General features: G+C 71.9%; 17 protein-coding genes and 1 pseudogene. 5 read left to right on the forward strand and 13 right to left on the reverse strand.

Going from position 1 to position 18,593, the window contains the following annotated elements:
- Positions 1-47 precede the first annotated feature (47 nt).
- The 6 genes from WMF43_RS47730 to WMF43_RS47755 all read right to left on the reverse strand — a co-directional run bounded on the left by WMF43_RS47730 (position 48) and on the right by WMF43_RS47755 (position 4,991).
- Entirely contained in the window at positions 48-689 is a 642-nt protein-coding gene (locus WMF43_RS47730; protein WP_437675549.1) for a hydrolase, read from the reverse strand.
- Between the two features lie 136 nt (positions 690-825).
- The gene (locus WMF43_RS47735) at positions 826-1,665 is read right to left on the reverse strand and encodes a helix-turn-helix domain-containing protein (RefSeq protein WP_437675550.1); all 840 of its coding nucleotides are present in this window, start codon (positions 1,663-1,665) and stop codon (positions 826-828) included.
- Between the two features lie 209 nt (positions 1,666-1,874).
- Positions 1,875-3,167: a hypothetical protein gene (locus tag WMF43_RS47740; RefSeq protein ID WP_437675551.1), complete on the reverse strand. Its 1,293-nt coding sequence runs from the start codon at positions 3,165-3,167 to the stop codon at positions 1,875-1,877.
- A 162-nt stretch (positions 3,168-3,329) separates the two neighbouring features.
- Positions 3,330-3,851, reverse strand: coding sequence for a hypothetical protein (locus WMF43_RS47745; protein ID WP_437675552.1), 522 nt, complete (start codon positions 3,849-3,851; stop codon positions 3,330-3,332).
- A 513-nt stretch (positions 3,852-4,364) separates the two neighbouring features.
- Positions 4,365-4,673 (reverse strand): DUF6968 family protein, encoded by a 309-nt coding sequence (locus WMF43_RS47750; protein WP_437675553.1) that lies wholly within the window; start codon positions 4,671-4,673, stop codon positions 4,365-4,367.
- Positions 4,674-4,700: 27 nt separating this feature from the next.
- A complete protein-coding gene (locus tag WMF43_RS47755) occupies positions 4,701-4,991 on the reverse strand; it encodes a hypothetical protein (RefSeq protein ID WP_437675554.1) in 291 nt (96 codons plus the stop codon).
- Between the two features lie 371 nt (positions 4,992-5,362).
- Between WMF43_RS47755 and WMF43_RS47760 the strand changes: the two genes are divergently transcribed.
- The 3 genes from WMF43_RS47760 to WMF43_RS47770 all read left to right on the forward strand — a co-directional run bounded on the left by WMF43_RS47760 (position 5,363) and on the right by WMF43_RS47770 (position 6,907).
- Positions 5,363-6,109, forward strand: a complete 747-nt coding sequence (locus WMF43_RS47760; protein WP_437675555.1) for an AAA family ATPase — start codon at positions 5,363-5,365, stop codon at positions 6,107-6,109.
- A gap of 86 nt (positions 6,110-6,195) precedes the next feature.
- Positions 6,196-6,522, forward strand: a complete 327-nt coding sequence (locus tag WMF43_RS47765; protein ID WP_437675556.1) for a hypothetical protein — start codon at positions 6,196-6,198, stop codon at positions 6,520-6,522.
- Positions 6,523-6,601: 79 nt separating this feature from the next.
- Complete coding sequence (locus tag WMF43_RS47770; RefSeq protein WP_437675557.1) at positions 6,602-6,907, forward strand: DUF6968 family protein; 306 nt, start codon at positions 6,602-6,604, stop codon at positions 6,905-6,907.
- A gap of 41 nt (positions 6,908-6,948) precedes the next feature.
- On the opposite strand, the pseudogene WMF43_RS47775 reads toward WMF43_RS47770, so the two are convergent.
- Positions 6,949-7,341: pseudogene (locus tag WMF43_RS47775) on the reverse strand (type II toxin-antitoxin system MqsA family antitoxin); the annotation flags it as partial.
- Positions 7,342-7,402: 61 nt separating this feature from the next.
- On the opposite strand from WMF43_RS47775, the gene WMF43_RS47780 reads away from it, so the two are divergent.
- On the forward strand, positions 7,403-8,788 hold the full coding sequence (locus tag WMF43_RS47780) for an AAA family ATPase (protein WP_437675558.1): 1,386 nt from the start codon (positions 7,403-7,405) through the stop codon (positions 8,786-8,788).
- A complete protein-coding gene (locus WMF43_RS47785) occupies positions 8,785-9,738 on the forward strand; it encodes a hypothetical protein (RefSeq protein ID WP_437675559.1) in 954 nt (317 codons plus the stop codon). The genes WMF43_RS47780 and WMF43_RS47785 overlap by 4 nt, the downstream gene beginning before the upstream one ends.
- 126 nt (positions 9,739-9,864) lie before the next feature.
- Here WMF43_RS47785 and WMF43_RS47790 read toward each other — a convergent pair whose 3' ends face one another.
- From WMF43_RS47790 to WMF43_RS47815, 6 genes are all read right to left on the reverse strand, one after another.
- On the reverse strand, positions 9,865-14,103 hold the full coding sequence (locus WMF43_RS47790; protein WP_437675560.1) for a serine/threonine-protein kinase: 4,239 nt from the start codon (positions 14,101-14,103) through the stop codon (positions 9,865-9,867).
- A 126-nt stretch (positions 14,104-14,229) separates the two neighbouring features.
- Positions 14,230-14,919, reverse strand: coding sequence for a hypothetical protein (locus WMF43_RS47795; RefSeq protein ID WP_437675561.1), 690 nt, complete (start codon positions 14,917-14,919; stop codon positions 14,230-14,232).
- A 66-nt stretch (positions 14,920-14,985) separates the two neighbouring features.
- Positions 14,986-15,339, reverse strand: a complete 354-nt coding sequence (locus WMF43_RS47800) for a response regulator (protein WP_437675562.1) — start codon at positions 15,337-15,339, stop codon at positions 14,986-14,988.
- Positions 15,311-16,504 carry a sensor histidine kinase gene (locus tag WMF43_RS47805; protein ID WP_437675563.1) on the reverse strand — a complete coding sequence of 398 codons (1,194 nt, stop codon included), beginning with the start codon at positions 16,502-16,504 and terminating at the stop codon, positions 15,311-15,313. The genes WMF43_RS47800 and WMF43_RS47805 overlap by 29 nt, the downstream gene beginning before the upstream one ends.
- 343 nt (positions 16,505-16,847) lie before the next feature.
- Positions 16,848-17,525 carry a hypothetical protein gene (locus tag WMF43_RS47810; protein WP_437675564.1) on the reverse strand — a complete coding sequence of 226 codons (678 nt, stop codon included), beginning with the start codon at positions 17,523-17,525 and terminating at the stop codon, positions 16,848-16,850.
- A gap of 212 nt (positions 17,526-17,737) precedes the next feature.
- Entirely contained in the window at positions 17,738-18,484 is a 747-nt protein-coding gene (locus tag WMF43_RS47815) for an OBAP family protein (protein WP_437675565.1), read from the reverse strand.
- Between the last annotated feature and the right edge of the window lie 109 nt (positions 18,485-18,593).

The raw sequence follows: 18,593 nt of genomic DNA on the forward strand, positions 1-18,593 counted from the left end.
CCCAGCATGGGCCGCGGCCCCTCTAGCATCCGCGCGCTCGCTCCGCGTCAGCGTTCACGAGCCGCGAGCAGCTGCATCTCCCAGGCGAACGCGATGCCGCTGCCGCCGCCGTGCCCGCCGAGGATCTCCGCGAGGGCGGCGACGCTGTCCTCGCGCGCCCAGTCGCGCTGCCACTCGCCGGTGACCGCGAGCCAGGTGATCGGCACCGCTCCCGCCGCGACCATGCGACGGATCGCCATGTCGTGCGCCTCGGCCGAGACGCCGCCGGACGCGTCCGTGACGATGAAGACGTCGTACCCGTCGGCGAGGGCGTGGATCGCCGGCATGGCCAGGCAGACCTCCGTCCAGAGCGCCGCGAGCACGAGCTGCTTGCGCCCCGTCTTCGCGACCGCCTCGACGACCCGGCGGTCCTCCCACGTGTTGATGAAGGTTCGATTGATGGGCTTCTGCTCGGGGAAGACGTCCTGGAGGCTCTTGATCAGGTAGCCGCCGCGCTCCTCGAGCACGGTCGTGAGGATCGTCGGCACCTTGAACGCCTTGGCGGCCTTCGCGAGCCCTACCACGTTGTTGACGATGAGCCCGGGCTCGTGGCTGTGCAGGTTCGCGAACTGGAACGGTTGATGGTCGATGAGGACCAGAACGCTGTCTTCCGGCCTCAGCAACGCCTGCAGTCCTGTCTTCGCTGTCATGGAGGTCTCCGTCGCGTGTGTCGTGGAGTCGCGCGGGCTCGCCGCGGCGAGCCTCGTCGGGGGACTGCTACGGCATCCGCTCCGGAGAGGCACTGGACGATCCTGCTGCCGGCGGTACGCGCTTGATGGATCCTCGTCAGCCGGTGCGCTCGCGCCGCCACGCGCCAGGCGTCGTTCCCGCCACGTTCCGGAAGATGCGCCCGAAGTGCGCGGCGTCGACGAAGCCTGTCGCGTCGGCGACGTCTTCGAGCGATTTCGTCGGGTCGAGCAGCAGGGCCTGCGCGCGGCCGATGCGCCGCTCGAGCTGCCACCGGTACGGCGCTCGGCCGGTGGAGGCCTTGAACGCCCTCGCGAAGTGGGCCTGGGACAGCCCGGTCAGCGTCGCGAGCTCCGAGAGCGACACCGCCCGCGGGAGCTGCGCCTCGAGGTACTCCTCGACGCGGCGCAGCTGCCAGGGCGATAGACCGCCGCGCCGCGGGGGCGCGCCCTGCGCCGGGACGAGCAATCGGGCGACGATCGCCGCGGTGAGCCCGTCGCCGTAGAGCTCCGCTGACGGATCGTGGTCGTGCGCCACGTCGGACAGGAGCTTCAGCAACGTCCAGAGACGGTCGTCCGAGAACCGGAGGCGCGGTGTCATCGCGGCCTCCGCGCTCATTCGCTCACCGAGGCGCTCCTCCAGCGCGCGGACATCGAAGACGAGCGTGATGTCCTTGATGTACCGAAGGTTGTTGCTGTAGCCCCAGACGCTCATCCCCGCCGGCGCGAAGTGCATATGGCGCGGCGTGTACTCGACGGAGCAGCGCTTGCTCGCGTGCAGGCGCGGCTCGCAGCGGCCGCCGACCTCCTCGAGCAACCCCGAGAGACGCACCTCGTTCTCGAAACAGAGGTGGTTGCATGTTTCACCATGACCCCAGAACTCGGTGACGTCCACGCACACGCCGTTCCAGCGCCGCCTTGAGACGGCAAGGCGCTTCACGTGAGGAGGCAGCGGCGCCAGACGGTCCGCGCGGGAAGGCAATTCGGTCAGGTGGACGGGCGACGCCATCGGGCTCGAGGCTAGCTGGCGGCGGTCGAATCGTCGACGGAGCGCGGAATGGACATCGAGGACCGCGGATGACCGGAGGCTCGCCGGCGAGAGCGAGGGCCAGCCGGCGAGCCGATCCGGGTCAGCTTCCCGCGGCAGCGCTAGCGGACGATCTCGTCGAGCTTCTGCTCTGCGGCCTCGAGGCGGTCCGCGCTGCTGGCCGCTTCCTGCTGCGCCTCCGCGGCCCTGCGCTCGGCCTCGTCGGCGCGTTTCCTCGCCGCCCGGGCAGCCTCCTCGGCCTTGTCCGCGGCGCGGCTCATCCTGGTTGCCTCCTTGGTCAAGCGCTCCGCCTCCTTGGCGACCCGGGCCGCGTCGCGGCTCGCCTGGTCGCGCTCCTTCTCCGCCGCGGCGAGCTGCGCCTTCTGCTCGCGCTGCTCCGCCGCGAGCCGCTCCTTCCGCGCGCGCTTCTCGGCCGCGATCTCGGCTTTTCGCTCGCGCTCCTTCGCGGCGCGCTGCGCTGCTTGCTCCTTGGCGGCGCGCTGCTCCTCGCGCCCGCGCTCCTTGGCGGCGCGCTGCTCCTCGCGCTCACGCTGCTTGGCGGCGCGCTGCGCTTCACGCTCTTTTTCGGCGCGTTGCTCTTCGCGCTCGCGCTCTTTTTCGGCGCGTTGTTCTTCGCGCTCACGCTCTTTTTCGGCGCGTTGCTCTTCGCGCTCACGCTCCTTGGCGGTGCGCTGTGCTTCACGCTCTTTTTCGGCGCGTTGTTCTTCGCGCTCACGCTCTTTTGCGGCGCGTTGCTCCTCGCGCTCGCGCTGCTCCGCCGCCCTCTTCTGCTTCTGGGTCGGCTTCCCGGTCTCCCGCTCTTTCTTTTGCGCGGGCGCCCCCGCTTTCGCGGCCTTGCGCCCGCGGCCCGCGTCGACCTCCGCGTCGGCGGGCCTCTCGGATGGCCGCCCTCGCAGCAGCCCGAGCATGTCCGACAGATCCCCTGGCTCGAGCTCCTGCGACAGCCGCCCCCGCGCGAGCAGCTCCAGGTCCGCTGCCCGCGCCGTGGGCGTCGCCAGCAGCGAGTCCCTCACCTGATCCATCGAGTTGCCCTTGTCCCGGTAGCCCCCCTCGGTGAAGAGCGCCGGCGCGGCGCGCAGGAGCTCGTTGACGATGGCCCGGTGCTTGTGGCTCGCGTCCCGGAGCCCCTGCGCCCCGCCCGGCGAGAGCGCCCCCGCCTGGGCCTCGCGCAGCCGCTCGCCGGCGTCGAGCAGGGCCTCCATGCGCTGCGGAAGCCGGCGCGCGAGCTGGTTCAGCGTCCAGGCCGCCGCGGTCGGCCGCCGCAGCGCCTTGACCCGGTCGGCCGCCTCCTTGTCCCCGTCTTGCCGCAGCCGCTTCGCGAGCTCGTCGCGGGCGCGCGTGAAGTCGCCGAGCGGCTTCTTGTAGAGGTCATCGACCTCGTCGTCTTCATCCATGCCGCCGGCACGAGGAGGAGCACCGCCGCGCGATCCTTTGGTTCGAGGAGCCATCCCGCGAAAGCTTTGCCGATCTCGCGCGAGCTTACTCCGGCGGCGCGGCCCGTCACAAGCCGCGCCGGGCCGGGGGGCTGCCGGCGTGGCCTGCGGGGGGAGAGGCCGTCACTCGCCGAGCGTCGGCTGCGTCGGCTGCGTCGGCTGCGCGGGTTGCGGCGGCTCCTCGGCGCGCGAGCGGCGCGTCGCGAAGATCTTCGCGAGCGGCCCGGTCACGGTGCGGAGCGCGGGGTTCACCTCGGAGGCGGCCTTGGCGACGCCGTAGGCGACGAGCGACGGGCTCCACGCCTCGGCCGCCCAGGCGAGGCGGCTGTCGGCGAGCCGCTGCCACAGCTCCTCGACGCGCTCGAAGAACGGCCGGATGACGTCGAGGTTGTTCAGGTCCTCGAGGACGGCCTCGGACTGGAACCCGGCCGCGGTCGCCACGGCGGGATGTTCGGCCATCGCGCGGCACAGCGACCGCGTCGCCTGCTCGAAGCCCTCTCTGGCCCGCGGCATGGCGGCGCGCTCGGCGTCGTTCAGCACGACGAGGTAGGGAGCGAGGAGGGTAAAGGCCTCCTCGATCTTCTTGCGGGCCTTCGTGGTGGCGAGCTCGAGATCTGCCGTGTCGATTCGGGTGGACGTGGGCACGGGGATAAACCTCCTGAGGCGATCCAGACAGTTGGTGAAAAGGAACAGGTCCGGTGGATCGCGGCCGGACCGATGTCCGGAGGAGCGCATCGGCCGGCGCCCTGTCAAGTGGCGGTATCGATAAATCGATGTGGAACATCGAAAAACCGATGTCGAGCATCGAAACGTCGATGTCTGACAGCAAAAAACCGACGTGAGACATCGAAAAAGCGATGGGCGATTTCGACGCGGCGATGTGAGACATCGAAAAAGGGGAGTGCTGCATCGGCGCGCGGACGTGCGAGGGCGCGGCGGGTGGGCGGGCTGGGGCGGCACGGCGGGATCGTGCTGGGCGGCGGCGGGATTGTGCCGGAGAGGCGACGGGATCGGGCCTCGCGGATGGCTGGCGGAATCGTGCGGGGAGCGAGAGCGAGGGAGGCGCTCTCGGCGGGGGTTGCCGAGGTCGAGGGCGCCGATCGAGCGCATGCTGCTCGGCGCTGGCGTCGAGCTCGTGCTGCTCGGTGGAGCGAGCGCTCAGAGGGGGGAGGGAAAGCCGAGGTTGGGACCGTCCCATGTGAGCTCGCCGCCGTCGCTCCACGGCTTGATCAGCTCCCCGGCTTTGACCATCGCGAGGTAGAGCGCCTGGAACGAGTCGGCGCCGCTCGCCGTGGCATGGATCGCCTGCTTGAACGACTCGTGGATCTCAATCTCGACGACCCATTCATTGTCCCGATGAATCGGGCTGTGCGGCTTGCCGATGAGGACGTGAACCTTGCGTGGGACGCCTCCATCGTTCGGCGCGAAGGTCAGGTGTCTTGATGCGATCACGTTGTCATCGTGCATGGGCTGCTAGCTAGCACGTCGCGTGGGTCAGGTGAAGTTGTTGTTGCAAAAGTTCTGCCATGCCCGTCCCCCACTGTTTGCAGCGGGCCAACACTGCCTCTTGAGACGCGCGGGGCACAGCTCACGACAGAAACTTTCCCGAGACTCCGCGTCTTTCCCCATGAACAGGCAAAGCTCCCGCAGCCCCCGCTCGTTCGATGTTTCGTCCAGCACGGCGGCCTCGACGGCCGTTGCCTCCGTGACATCTTCCTCGACAGGAGAGACGACGCACGATGCCTGGATGAGCAGCGCTCCAGCGACGATGGCTTGTGTTCGCATGGAAGCATGCTTTACGAGCAACGTACCAGCGACGCGTGTTCCTCTTGCACTCACCTCGGCGATCGGTTGCGTCGTCTGTGCGATTCCGGCGACCGGCGCCTGGAGGCCGGCCGCGCCGCGCCCCCTTTGGAGATCGACGCCGGTGCGCTCGAGGAACCCCGTAGCGGTCGTGGCTCGACGATCTCGTGTTCCAGAACCTCGACGCCGGATCGAGAGCTCGCTCGCCCGAGGTCGGGCACGCATCCCGCCACACCGAGCACGGCTGCATAGCGGAACCGCTGACGCCCGAGCGGACGCGTGTGTCAGCTCGGCAACGTAGACAGCGGCGCCGAGCTCGTTCATGGTCGAGCCACAGGCCAGGCAGGGTCACCATGAGCAGCGACCATCCTCCGCAAGGGTTCATCCGGTCCGTCAAGCTCGTACCCGACCAGGGCGCCGACCTGTCCGCCTACCCGTTCAACATCCCCGCGGTGCGCGCCATCGAGGAGATAACGCTTCATCCGCAGGTCACGTTCTTCGTCGGCGAGAACGGCTCCGGCAAGTCCACGCTCATCGAGGCCATCGCGATCCTCGCGGGGTTCAACGCAGAGGGTGGCTCCAGGAACTTCAACTTCGCGACCCGCCGATCGGAGTCCAGCCTGCACGCGTCGATGCGCCTCGTCCGCGGCTACCGCCGGGAGAAGACCGGATATTTCCTCCGCGCGGAGAGCTTCTTCAACGTCGCGACCCAGGTGGACGAGCTCGGCGTGACCGAGGGGTACGGCGACACCTCGCTCCACGAGCAATCCCACGGGGAGTCGTTCCTGGCCCTCCTCAAGCACCGGTTCAAGCGCGAAGGGCTCTACGTGCTCGACGAGCCGGAGGCCGCCCTGTCCCCCGCCAGGCAGCTCACGCTGCTCGCGCGGATGCACGAGCTCGTCGAGCGAGGGCGATCGCAGTTCATCGTCGCCACGCACTCGCCGATCGTTCTCGCCTATCCACAGGCCACCATCTATCAGCTCTCGGACGAGGGCATCAAGACAGTGGCGTACGAGGAGACGGAGCATTTCACGCTCACCCGCGACTTCCTCGTGCACAGGGACCGCTTCTTCCGCGAGCTCTTCGGCGAGGGCGAGTGACGGTGGGCGTGGCGGCGCGTCCGGCTGTGCACCCGAGAGGGATGGCTGGACGTTCGCTGCCCAGCTTGGCCATGCGTGGAGGAGTCATGTCGGTCGTCCTGTTAACGATGCCGCGCGGAGGTGATGCCACGTCGGCGCACCTCGTTCCGGTCGCGGCGCAGAGCACGTTCAGGGAGGTCTGGATGCCGGCGGCCGTGACGCTCGGCCTCCAGTGGGTCCCGTTGTTCGAGACCGGAATCCCCGTGGACCGCAGCGACTTGCCGGACGTGCTCCGAGAGCTCGAGACGTTGCGGGATTATTGCCGCTCGTCGGCGTCGCTCCGCGAGACCATCCTCGAGCGCCTGGGGCGGCTCATCGATGAGCTCAACAAGATCAACAGCTCCGACGACGATGCGGAGATATTCATAGGATAGCCGTACAAGCCCAAGCTGACCTCGGGGGAGAGTCACGGCGCAGATCTGACGCTGAGGGCGCGCTGTGTACGACGTCCGTATGGACGATGTCGTCGCCGAGCGAGAGCTGGCGTTCAGGGAGAATGGATCAGACCTGGACCAGACCGTCGTGGTTCGGCTTGGTCGACCGTACCTGGGCGCGCATGCGCCCAACTACACCATTGGCTACGAGATGCAAGGGCCTGGTGATGATCGATACAGGTCCTTCGCCGCCGGTGTGGACTCGATGCAGGCCATGGTTCTCGTGCTCGTGGCCGTCAACGCGCACCTGGAACGGCTGAAGCAGGGAGGGAGGCTCAGCTGGCTCGGCGCCGAGGACCTGGGCTTTCCGACAATATTGAGCTGAGGCCGTCTCGGTTACGCAGGCGCGTCGAAATCAACGAGCTGTCAACGAGGATGGTGAGGCTCGAGGGGACGACGCAGGCGTCGGTGGAGCTGCCACAGGCCCGCGTCATGCGCCGCATGCAGGCGGGACGGCGCGGCATGCCAGGCTCTTCGGTCCTGTGGGGACGACGGCGACGAGCGCCGACGGGGCGCGGAGGGGCGGCTGCCGCAGCGAGGGTCGGGCGCGCTACGCGGCCTCGTAGCGCAGCACGATGACCTGGGCCCGGGGCGTGACGCACGCTGGATGAGCGCCAAGAGCCGCGTCGTGACCGAGGCCTCGAAGTCGGCCTCGCCGCACCCTTCGCAGCTGCGAGCAGGGACCTGTCGCACGACGTAAGCGCAGCCGTCGCGCTCCACGGCGAACGTGGTCGTCCCGGGCCGGACCCGGCCGCTCTTGCAGAGGAGACACCTCGCGCGAAGCCCCGAGAAAGTACGCGAGGCAAGCTCGGTCGTCCACGTGGACGCGCTGGAGCCTGGAGGGCGTGCTCGTCCGTCCTCGCAGCCACCGTCTCGGGGCCGCGGCGCCGGTGCGGGTCGACGGCCGGACGTTGTTCCGGTACATCGAGACGGCCGCCACCCGAGGCTGAGCTGCGCCGGGGCCCCCGGGCTCGGGGTCCCGCACTGCGGGATCCGCCGGCGCAGCTGCTCTGCCGCACCGTCGACCGACCGTACTACCCAGACCGCGAACAGGAGCCCCATGCGCATCGTTGTCAGGAACTTTCTCGGCCTCGCCCAGATCGACTGGCAGCCATCCGGCGTCTGTCTCGTCGCGGGCCCCAACGGTTCAGGCAAGACCACCCTGCTGGAAGCGTTCGACTTCTTCGGCAGATCGTTTCAGAAGTCGGCGCACGAGGCCGTACGGCTCCTGGGCGGCGGGCGCGGGCTCAAGCACCGGAGCGCTCCAGCCGAGGAGCCCATCTCGTTCGTCCTCGAGGTGGACGGCGTCGCCTGGGAGCTCGAGCTCACCGTGACCGGCGCGGGCGTCGGCGAGTTCCCCGCCGAGCGCGTCACCGCGAACGGCAAGACGCTGGTGCGGCGCGTCGCCGGCTCGAACGAGTGGACCCTCGCCGACGAACGCCGGATCGATGGTCCCGAGGATGCAACTCGCACCTGCCTGCGAGCCGCATGGGAGGCACGCCGCCTCGAGGACATCGAGCCGCTCGTGCGTGCACTCCAGAACATCCGTGTCTACGACGCGTGGTGGATCAACCAGCTCCGGCAGAACGGGTCGTCCGACATCGGCGACTCATACCTGCACCGCACCGGCCGCAACCTCTTCAGCGTGCTCAAGACGTGGCGCGCGGCGCCGCGACGTTACAATAACCAGTTCGAATGGGTGCGCGACAAGGCGCGCCTCGCGTTCTACGACATCTTCGATGACATCGAGCTCAGCGACAGCGAAGGCTTCGTCACTGCGCGCTTTTTCCAGCCTGGCGAAGGCGCGAGCGGCGAGGGGTTGCCCATCGTGCGTGCCGCCGATGGGCTGCTCGTCGGGCTGCTGCATCTCACAGCGGTGGCTGGCGCTCGGCCTGGCTCGATCGTCGGCCTCGACGAGATGGAGAACCAGCTTCATCCCCATGCCATCCGCGTCATCCTCGACGCGATGCGGGAGATGGCAGAGGAGCGAGAGCTGACCGTGGTCCTCACCTCGCACTCGCCCGTGCTCATGAACGAATTTCGCGGAGAACCCGAGCAGTTCTACGTCACGGAAGTCGGGAGGGTGCCCGGCCCGGTCCGCCTCGTCGAGCTCCACGACCCGAGATGGCTGTCCCAGTTCTCGCTCGGCGATCTCTACGAGCAGCTGCGCATCGGCGCTCCGTCAGCTGGAGAGCGCGCCGCGTGAGGGTGGCTGTTATCCCTACAGGGGTCATGGAGCTGCGCGGGCTCGCCGAGGCGCTCCAGCAGCTCTTCCCAGGACACGAATTCTACTCCGTACCGCGGGTCCTGCCGCGTCCAGGGAAGGAGGCGGAGCCGTTCGACCAGTCGAACACCTACCGGGTCTCCGCGGCGCCGATCGAGGAGGGGCTCAAGACGAACCGCACGGCGCTCGTGCAGATCCTCGCGGGCTCGGTGTTCCCGCCGGGACCGAGAGCCGCAGATCTCGCGCTGGTGCTCGACGACCTGGAGCTTTTCAACATCGACCAGCCGCAGGTCGTGATCGAAGCGGTCCGGTCGACGGTGAGGGCTCACCTCGAGAAGCAGGCGCCGGAGGTCGCGCGCGAGCTCGGGCAGTGCCTGCGGGCGCGGGCCTCCTACCACCTCGCGGTGCCCATGACCGAATCCGGGCTCTTCGCGGATCCGCGAGGGCCTACCAACAGCGGAGCTCCGTCGGCTGAGGCGGTCCGGCTCAAGCCCAGCACCGATCCGGAGCAGTTCGAGACCGAGGATGCCGAATACTCGGCCGACACGGGCGCAAGCTGCGCCCAGCTGCTCGACCGCGACCGGCGGAGGCACGAGAATCGGAAGCCGCCGTGGGTGCTCGCGCCGCAGCCTTACCCCTGGTGCACTCGCGAGCGGCATCCCAAGGCGTACCTCCAGTGGTTGCTGCGCGACCCGGGAGAAAACTCCTGCACCCGCTGGAAGGAAGGCAAGCAAGGCGCCGAGAGTCTCAGAAAGCTGGACTGGTCAGCAGCGCTCTCGAACCTGAACCACTGCACCTGGCTGCGCGCGCTGGTCGATGACCTCGCCGATGGGCTGGGCGAGCCCTTCCCTGTACCGGGCTCCGCGGCGCTGTGCGCTCCGCTCACAAGCCGCAAGCGCCACGGTATCGACGCGGTGCTGCGCAATCTGTAGGGCAGCGACCATTCGCCGCTCCCCCTCCGGAACGGAGCATCGAGAGCCGCGTCGGAAGCGCAACCGCGCGAGGCGCCACGGGCGCTGAGTGCTTGCCGCACCCCGCGGTGATCCTCTGACTCCGCTTTATCCGCGCCCCCACGCCCGCCGCAGCGCCGCCGTCCGCGCGTGCTCCGGCACCCGCTCCAGGAAGCTCGCCCGCCACGCCGGATCCGCGATCGTCCCCGCCCGCTCCTCGAGCCGCGCCTCCGCCTCGGCGAGCGCCCGCCGCGCGCCCTCCTGGTCGCCCGTCGCCCAGAGCGCCTCGGCGTGCACGACCCGCACGAGCATCTCCCCCTCCTCCAGCTGCCCGAGCTCGCCGAGGATCTCCGCCGCGCGCCGCGCCTCCACGAGCGCCTCGCCGCTGCGGCCGCCGGCGAGCAGCACGTCGGCCAGCGTCGCGAGCGCGTGCGGCAGGAGCGGCTTCGCCACCTCGAGCATCTCCACCGCGCGCCGCGCCTCCGCCTCGGCCCCGGCGCCGTCCCCCGCCGCGAGCAAGATCCCCGCGAGGTACGCGCGCGACGCGCCCTCCATCCGCGGCTCCCGCATCGCCGCGAACGACGCGACCGCCTCGGCCTCCACCACGCGCGCCTCCGCGAGCTCGCCGAGCCGCGCCAGCGCGACGCCGAGGTTCTGCCGCGCCGACGCCGCGATGTTGCGCAGCCCCATCCGCTCCGCGCCGGCCAGCGAGACCCGCAAGAGCGCCGCCGCCTCGGCGTAGGCGCCGAGCTCGTTGCACGCGAACCCGGCGTTCGCGCGCTGGCCGCACCCGCCCCGCAGATCCCCGGCCCGGTCGAAGCACACGATCGCCTCCTCCAGCCGCGCCCGGTGCCGGTTGAGATCGCCCCCCACGAACAGCGCCGCCGCCGCCCGGCTCCACGCGATCGTCCCGGCGATCTGCGGATCGGCCGCGAAACGATCGGCCACCGGCTCGACCCGCGCCATCAGCGAACCCGCCTCGGCGTACCGGCCCGTCAGGAACAGGATCGCCGCGGCCCACGCCAGCGCGGCCACCTGCTCCGGCGCGGGCGCGCCGTCCGACCAGCCCGCGAGCAGGTCGGCGAGCAGCGCCGGCACACGCTCCGAGCGGTTCCGCTTGAGCGCGGCCGTGATCGCCACCCGCAGCGCCGCGAACCAGCCCGCGCTGCCCTCGGGCAAGAGCCCACGCGCCTCCGTCGCCGAGCGCTCCGCGTCGTCGAGCTCGCCGCGGAAACGGTGCGCCTCGGCGCGCAGCAGCGACGCCTTCCCGGCCAGCTCCCCGGCCGCGCCGCAGCCGAGCGCCCGGTCCGCGGCGCGGAGCACCCCGCCGAGATCGTTGCCGGACAGCGCCTGCTCCGCCGCCCGGACGTAGTAGCCGGCCGCCCGGCCGAGCTCCCCGCCGCGCTCGCAGTGCTCGGCCAGCACCGCCGCGTCGTCCTGGCCCGTCGACTCCAGCCACGCGACCGAAAGCCGGTGGCCGAGCGCGCGGTCCTCCGCCGTGAGCATGCCGTACGCGGCCTCGCGCACGAGCGCGTGGCGGAACGTGTACTCGATCTCGTCCTTCAGGCTCGACTCGGGCCGGCGCGCGATCCACTCGCGCGCCGCGAGGCCCGACAGCTGCGCGTCGAGCGCGGGCGCGCGGCCCTCGCCGCCGAGCAGCGCGAGCGCCGCGCCCCGCCAGAACACCTGGCCGAGCACCGACGCGGCGCGCAGCACCCGCCGCTCCTCGGGCGCGAGCGCCTCGAGCCGCGACTCGACCATCGCGAGCACCGTGTCGGGCAGATCGTCGCCGCGGCCCTCCGCCACCGCGCGCACGAGCTCCTCGAGGAAGAAGGCGTTCCCCGCGGCGCGCGCCACGAGGCGCGCGACCGTCGCCTCGTCCGCCGCCGCGCCGAGCGCCTCGCGCACGAGCCGCTCGCACGCCCTCGGCGGCAGCGCGCCGAGGCGCATCGCCGTCGCCCCGGCGTCGGCCCAGAGCCGCGGGAAGAGCTCGTCCACCTCGGGCCGCGCGAAGCCGACCACGAGGAGCGGCCGGTCCGAGAGCAGCCGCAGCGCCGCGTCCACGTACTCCAGCGAGGGGTGGTCGCCCCAGTGCAGATCCTCGAGCAGCAGCACCACCGGCTGCGCGCGGCACTCGGCCTCGAGGAAGTCGACGAACGCGCGGCGCAGCTGGTCGCCCATCAGCACCGGGTCGCGCCGCGCCGCACGCAGCTGCACGCTCTCCTCGCCGGAGGACCGCACCCCCACCATCGCGCCGAGGAACTCCGCCACGCGGCCCCGATCCGCCTCGGCCACGCGCCGGGCCACACGATCCGCGAGCTTCCGCCACCTCGCCTCGATGGGCTCGCCGTCCTGTATCCTCGCGACTTTCCTGACGATCTGGCCGAGCAGACCGAACGGCGCGCCCGCCCGCATCGGCTCTCCGCGGCCGATCCAGATCTCGACCGGGGCGCCGTGGTGCGTCGCGCGCGCGATGCGGTCCTCGAGCTCCTTGCGCAGCCGCGATTTGCCGACGCCCGCGCCCGCGGTCACGAGCGCCGCGCGGGCGGTCGGCTGCTCGATGCACTCCTCGAAGAGGTCCTCGAGCGCGCGGAGCTCGCGGTCGCGCCCGACGCAGGGCGTCCGCTTGCCGAGCAGGGAGCGCGCCGCCTCGGGCTGGGCCAGCTCCGCGAGCAGCCGCGGCGTGGTCGACACGACGTCGATCTCGAACCGGCCCTCCAGCAGCGCGGCCGTCAGCGCGTCGACGTGGATCGGGGCGCGCTGCGCGGCCTGCGCGCTCGGCGAGGCTTGCGCGGCCTGCGCGTTCGGCGAGCCCTGCGCGCTCGGCGAGCCCTGCGCGGCCGGCGAGCCCTGCGCGCCAGCCGCGCCCGCCGCGCGGTCGCGCCGGGCATCCTCGATGAGCCGGGCGGCGCGATCGATCGCCTCGCCCGCGGGCGAGCGGCCGCGCACCCGGCCGCGCCCCGTCGCGACCGCGATCGGCGCGCCCGGGAGGAGCTCCCGGATGGCGAGCGCGCAGCGGGCGGCGCGCCCGGCGTGATCCGTCGCGGTCCCGCCGGTGCTGGAGAGCCGCTGGCCCTCATGCGCCCGCAGGCTCGCGCCCCGGGCTGTGCCCAGGAACGTCGCCACCCACGTCCGGTCGGCGAGGCGATCGAGCTCCCCGCCGTGGTCCGCGACCAGCGCCCGCAGCGCGACCTCCTCCGGGTCGGGCGCGGCGACGATCGGCATCTCGGCGACCAGGGTCATCGTGGACGGGTCCACCACCGGCGAGCGGAACCCCGCGTGCTCCCGGGTCTCGGCGTCCGCCGCCGCCGCGGGCGCTCCCGGCGCCGGCACCGCCGCAAGCGCCCCGGGCACCGTCCCTGCCGCGCCGCCGGGCCCCGCCGCCCCGTCGGCCCCCGCCGCGCCCCCGGCGTGCATCGCGCCCCCCGCGCCCGCGAGCAGCACCGACACGAACCGCTGCTCGCCCTCGGTCAACGCCGGCCGCGCGCGGCTCTCCGGCGCCAGGAGCGCGGCCTGCTCCGGGTGGAGGGGGCTCATCGCCTCGATCTCGGCGAGCAGCGCCGCGCCGCTCGCGGGGCGCCGCGCGGGGTCCCGGCTCAGCATGCGCTCGACGAGCGCGTCGACCTCCTCGGGGAGCTCGGGCCGCTCGTCGCGGAGCCGCGGCGGCGAGGCGAGGAGCAGCTTCGCCATCACCGCCATCAGGTTGTCGCCCGCGTAGGCCGGCTGGCCCGTGAGGCACTCGAAGAGCACACATCCGAGCGAGAACACGTCGGAGCGCGCGTCGACGTGGGCGCTGCCGCGCGCCTGCTCCGGCGCCATGTAGCCCAGCGTGCCCACGGCCGCGCTCTTGCGCGTGATGACGGCCGACGCGTTGCCCGGCCGGGCGATGCCGAAGTCGATGAGCCGCGCCCTCTCGACGCGCCCGTCGCAGAGGAAGATGTTGCTCGGCTTGATGTCGCGGTGCACGACGCCGAGCGCGTGCACCGCGGCGAGCGCGCCCGCGACGCGCCGGAGCAGGGTGAAGCTCTCGGCCAGCGTGAGCTCGGCGCGGGCGAGTCGGGCGGAGAGGTCCTCGCCGTCGAGCCACTCCATGACGAGGTACGGCTGCGCCGCCCCGGCGACGCCGTGGGCGATGTACCGGACCACCGCCGCGTCCTTGACCTGGTCGAGGATCCTCGCCTCGCGAGCGAAGCGCGAGAGGTCGTCCTCCTCGCCGCGGTGCAGGATCTTCACCGCCACGGGCGCGCCGGTCTCCAGATCGACGGCGCGGTAGAGGGCGCCCATGCCGCCCGCTCCCGCCTGGCGCTCGATCTGGAAGCGGTTCGCGATCCGCTGCCCGGGCGTCATCGTCTGCGCCTATCACGTCGCCTCCAGCGCGCGAAGCGCCACGGGGGCGGCGCGCAAGGAGCGCATGGCGGCGGCGCGCAGGCAGCGCGCAGGCAGCGCGCAGGCAGCGCGCAGGCGGCGCGCAGGTCAGCGCGTGAAGGCGCGCTCGTGCCGCCTCGCCATGAGCGCGACGGCGGCGGCGATCAGCGCGGCGAGCAGGAAGCCCGCGCCGAAGGCGAGGGCGACGATCCACGGCCGGATCGCCCGCCCGAGGCCGTCGGCGAAGCCCGTCGCGGCGGCGCGGCTGGCCCGCTCGATCGCGGCGCCCGAGCAGCCAGGATCGCCGGCGGGGCAGCCCGCGAGCTGCTCGACGAGCTGCGCCGTCCCCTCGCGCGCCACCGCCCGCGCCGCGGCGCCCGAGCCCTGCTCCACCAGCTCGATCAGCTGCCGGTCGTGCTGCAGCGCGCCCTGGACCACCGCGCTGCTCACCGCCTCGCTCGTCTGCGCGATGACCGGCTCGAGCGGCCCCGCCTGTCGCCCGAGCTCCGCCGCGCCCGCGCGGACCGCGTCGTGGACGATCGCGCCCACGAGCGGGCGCTCCGGGGCCGGCGCGCCCCTGGCCGGCGGCTCGTCAGGCGCGGCGTGGTCCCGCGCGCCCCGCTCGAGCGCCTCGAGCGTGCCGCTGGCCGCCTCCTTCGCCGCCTCGCGGACACACCCGGCGGCGGGCAGCAGGAGGACGAGGGCGAACGCCGCGGTCGCCGCCGCGGTCACCGCCGCGGCGCGCGCCGTGAGCGGCTGCGGCGCAGCCTCGAAGCGAGGGGAGGGCGCATCGTTCACAGCGGCGCTGGCCTCCATGAACCGTGCCCGCTCCGCGCCGCGAGCCGTCGCGGCGCCGCGCGCACCTCACGCCGCGTCGATCGTCCTCAGCAACACGTCGAGCTCGAACGGCTTGCTGATCACCTCGCGCGCGTGCGCCGGCATCGGCTGCTTGATGTTCGACGCGGCGGTCATGATGACGACCGGGATCTCCCCGAGCCCGGGCGCCGCGCTGAGCTCGTCGCACACCTTCCAGCCGTTCATCTTCGGCATCATCAGGTCGAGCAGGATCACCCCCGGCCGCTCGCCCTCCGAGAGGCGCTCCAGCGCCTCGTGTCCGCTGAAGTAGGGCGTGGCCTCGTAGCCGAGCTCGCACAGCGTCTCGGCGAGGGTCGTCGCCAGGTCGACGTCATCATCGATGATCAAGACGGATTTGCTCATGGTACAGGGGGAGCTCCACGGTGAAGGTGGAGCCGGCGCCGAGCTCGCTCTGCACGGAGATGCGGCCCTGCATCCTCTCCACGAGCTGGCGCGACAGCCACAGGCTCAGGCCGAGGCCGCCGTAGTTGCGCACCGAGACGGCGCGCTCGAACTGCTGGAAGATGCGCGCGTGGTCCTCCGGCGCGATGCCGATGCCGCGGTCCTCGACGAGCAGGCGGGCGGCGCGCTCACCCGCCTCGACGGTGACCTCGACCGGCGCCCCGCGGCCGAACTTCATGGCGTTCGACAGGAGGTTCACGAGCACCTGCTCGAGCCGGAAGCCGTCGCCCAGGCAGATCACCGGGCCCTGCGCGTGGACGTGGATCGCGGGCGCGTCGTCGCCGAGGCCGTCCAGCAGCCGTCCCACGACGTCCCGCGCCGCCTCGGCGAGGTCGACCGGCGCGCGCTCGATCTCGATCCGGCCCGAGAGCAGCTGCGTCGCGTCGAGCAGCTGCTCCACCAGCCCGAGGAGCTTCTTTCCCTGCCGCTCTAGCTTGCCCACCCTGGGCGCGAGCTCCCGGACGGGGACCTCCTCCCGCCCGCGCTGGACCCTCTCCAGCGCCTTGACCTGGAGCAGGAGCGTCGCGATCGGCGTCTTCAGCTCGTGCGACGCCACGGCGAGGAAGTCGTCGCGCGCGCGCAGCGCCTCCTCGATGCGCGCCGTGCTGCGGCTGCGCTCGATCGCGATGCCCGCGAGATCCCGGGAGATCTCGATGAGGGCGAGATCGCGCGCGCTCGGCTCGCGCGGGTCGCGGTAGTAGAAGGCGAACGTGCCGAGCACCTCGCCCCGGCTGTCCAGGATCGGCGACGACGTGCACGCCCGCAGGCCGTGGGAGAGCGCGAGGGCGCGCGCCTGCTCCCAGAGCGGATCGTGCTCGATGTCCGAGACGATCACCGTCTTCTTGCGGTAGACGGCGGTGCCGCACGAGCCGCTCACGGCGCCGACGAGCAACCCGTCCACCTCCCGGTTGTACGCCTCGGGCAGGCTGGGCGCCGCGGCCCAGCGCAGGCGGGTCCCCGAGGCGTCGACGAGGAGGAGCGAGCAGAGCGCCTCGGCCGACTGCGCCTCCATGAAGCCGATGAGCTCGTCGAGGACGCGGGAGAGCGGCTCACCAGACGCGACCATCCGGAGGATACGGTTCTGCCCTCGCAGCAGCGACCCAGCCCCGCGCATCTGGCGTCCGGGCCGGGCGCGGCGATCCCTGTCGACCCCCGCCGCAGGGCGTGGATCGGTCGGTATCGATGCCTCCATGCACCTCCGTTGCGCTGAGTGAGCACCGAATCAGGTGCCGCGCTGACGAAAGCGCAAGGGGCAATCTGGTGATGTCGGCGCGTGCCCGCCGGTGGCCGGCTGCCTGGTCGCGGCCGGCTACCTGGAAGCGGCGAGCGGCGCACGGCGCAGGGCGCGCGCCGCGACGCAAGCCGCCGAGGTGAGGTGGGCGCGGCCTGGAAGGTCGCGCCCGGTCGTATCACTCCAGCTGTCCGTCCTCGATCCAGTCGGCCAGCGTCTGCTGCTCGGCGGCGGTGAGGCAGCTGGCGTTGTCAGCGTCCGTCTCCGGATTGCCCGTGCAGCCACGGCCGCGCGGCATGGTGCCGTCGTGGACGCGAACGAGGGAGCACGCGCCGTTGGTGAGACTCGCCGACACGCAGGCAGCGTAGCCGTCGGCGGGCGCGCTTGCAGACACGTAGGTGATCGAGTAGCCGCTGGCCGGGCCTTCCGCCCGGGTGTGGCAGGGCGTGCACTTGGCCGTCAGGATCGGCTCCACGTCAGCCCATCGCGTGGCCTCCGGCAGCCCGCCGCCGCCGCCGTCGCCGCCGCCCGCGCCGCCGTCGCCCGTGCCGCCCGTGCCGCCCGTGCCGCCCGTGCCGCCGTCGCCGCCCGTGCCGCCGTCGCCGCCCGTGCCGCCCGTGCCGCCCGTGCCGCCCGTGCCGCCCGTGCCGCCCGTGCCGCCCGTGCCGCCCGTGCCGCCCGTGCCGCCGTCGCCACCTGTGCCCCCAGCACCGCCGGTGCCCGTCCCCGTACCGGTGCCGGTCCCCGTGTTGGTCGCGCTTGTGCCGCCGTTGCCGGCCTCGCCGCCTGCGCCGCCTGTGCCCGAGTCGTCGTCGCCGCACGCCGCGAGCGCGAGGAGCAGGGCGCCTGTCGTCATGAAAAGACGGATGGAAGTACGCGGAATCAAGAGCATGGCGGCAGCATAGGCGCGTCCGACCCCGCAGGTAAATAACGCCGCCATCGAATGCAACAGTTCACCATTGCCATCTTGGCGGAATACGCTTCGGCTGAATCCACCGCCATCGCTCGAGCCCGGCGGTCAGCTTTGTCAAACCCTCGCCGCGGCGGCGCGCACGCCGGGCGGCGGCGTCACTTCGCCCGGACGCCCTCCGGCGCGCCGGTCGCGTTCGGAAACCTGGACTTGAGATCGTCGACGCCCCGCTGCGGGTTCGCCGCCGCGGCGAGGTCGGCGCGCTCCTTCCGCTTCTCTGCCGTGTTGATCCCGGTGCGCTTGTCGCGCGCCTCCACGAGCTCGGCCGGCATCTCCCCATCGCGGTTGTACGACCAGGCGAGCAGGGGAGGGCCGACCGGCAGGTTGTGGGCGGCGGGGTGCCCCGCGTGCCCCGTGTCCCAGATGTGCCACGTCTTGCCGTAGCTGTTCATCTTCTTCTTGAGCGCCGCCTTCTCGGCCACCGCCGGGACGCCGGGGAGCGTGAGCTGGCCTGAGAGGATCTCGTAATTGTGCGGGTGCCAGCTCTTCTTCTCGTCCTCGGGCAGCCCCTCGAACATCGCCTCGGAGATGATGTACTCGACGCCGATGATGTTCGCGTCCTTCGTGTTGCCGTCGAAGATCACGCACTGCGTGAACTCTTCGTTGACACCTTTGCAGTAGTGATGAGCCTCCATGTGGAGGTCCGGCTTCTCCTTCATCACGTGGAAGCCGTCGAGGTAGTGGTCGATCGCCCGCACGGGGCTCAGGTCCTGGAGCGCCTCTGCGCCCTTCTCGAGGATCTTGGTGTCGACCTTCTTCTCCTGCCCCGGCGGGGCGCCCGGGTTCGAGGGGGGCGCGTCCGCCTGGCCGCAGCCGGCGGTGAGCCCCGGAGCCAGCAGGAGCACGGCAATCGCAAGGTGACCATGTCTCGCCATCGTAGGGATCTCCCGGAAGCGCGGCCGGCGCGAAGTTGCAAATCTGCGGCCAGGCGCCGCAAAGCCGCCCTCCCGCCGG

The organism is Sorangium sp. So ce131 (assembly GCF_051519095.1).
GTDB lineage: Bacteria > Myxococcota_A > Polyangia > Polyangiales > Polyangiaceae > Sorangium.

Excerpts from the sequence above, each read along its gene's own strand:
- WMF43_RS47730 (WP_437675549.1), bottom strand. The coding sequence starts at position 689 with ATGACAGCGAAGACAGGACTGCAGGCGTTGCTGAGGCCGGAAGACAGC.
- WMF43_RS47740 (WP_437675551.1), bottom strand. The coding sequence starts at position 3,167 with ATGGATGAAGACGACGAGGTCGATGACCTCTACAAGAAGCCGCTCGGC.
- WMF43_RS47750 (WP_437675553.1), bottom strand. The coding sequence starts at position 4,673 with ATGCACGATGACAACGTGATCGCATCAAGACACCTGACCTTCGCGCCG.
- WMF43_RS47755 (WP_437675554.1), bottom strand. The coding sequence starts at position 4,991 with ATGCGAACACAAGCCATCGTCGCTGGAGCGCTGCTCATCCAGGCATCG.
- WMF43_RS47760 (WP_437675555.1), top strand. The coding sequence starts at position 5,363 with ATGAGCAGCGACCATCCTCCGCAAGGGTTCATCCGGTCCGTCAAGCTC.
- WMF43_RS47765 (WP_437675556.1), top strand. The coding sequence starts at position 6,196 with ATGTCGGTCGTCCTGTTAACGATGCCGCGCGGAGGTGATGCCACGTCG.
- WMF43_RS47770 (WP_437675557.1), top strand. The coding sequence starts at position 6,602 with ATGGACGATGTCGTCGCCGAGCGAGAGCTGGCGTTCAGGGAGAATGGA.
- WMF43_RS47790 (WP_437675560.1), bottom strand. The coding sequence starts at position 14,103 with ATGACGCCCGGGCAGCGGATCGCGAACCGCTTCCAGATCGAGCGCCAG.
- WMF43_RS47800 (WP_437675562.1), bottom strand. The coding sequence starts at position 15,339 with ATGAGCAAATCCGTCTTGATCATCGATGATGACGTCGACCTGGCGACG.
- WMF43_RS47805 (WP_437675563.1), bottom strand. The coding sequence starts at position 16,504 with ATGGTCGCGTCTGGTGAGCCGCTCTCCCGCGTCCTCGACGAGCTCATC.
- WMF43_RS47810 (WP_437675564.1), bottom strand. The coding sequence starts at position 17,525 with ATGACGACAGGCGCCCTGCTCCTCGCGCTCGCGGCGTGCGGCGACGAC.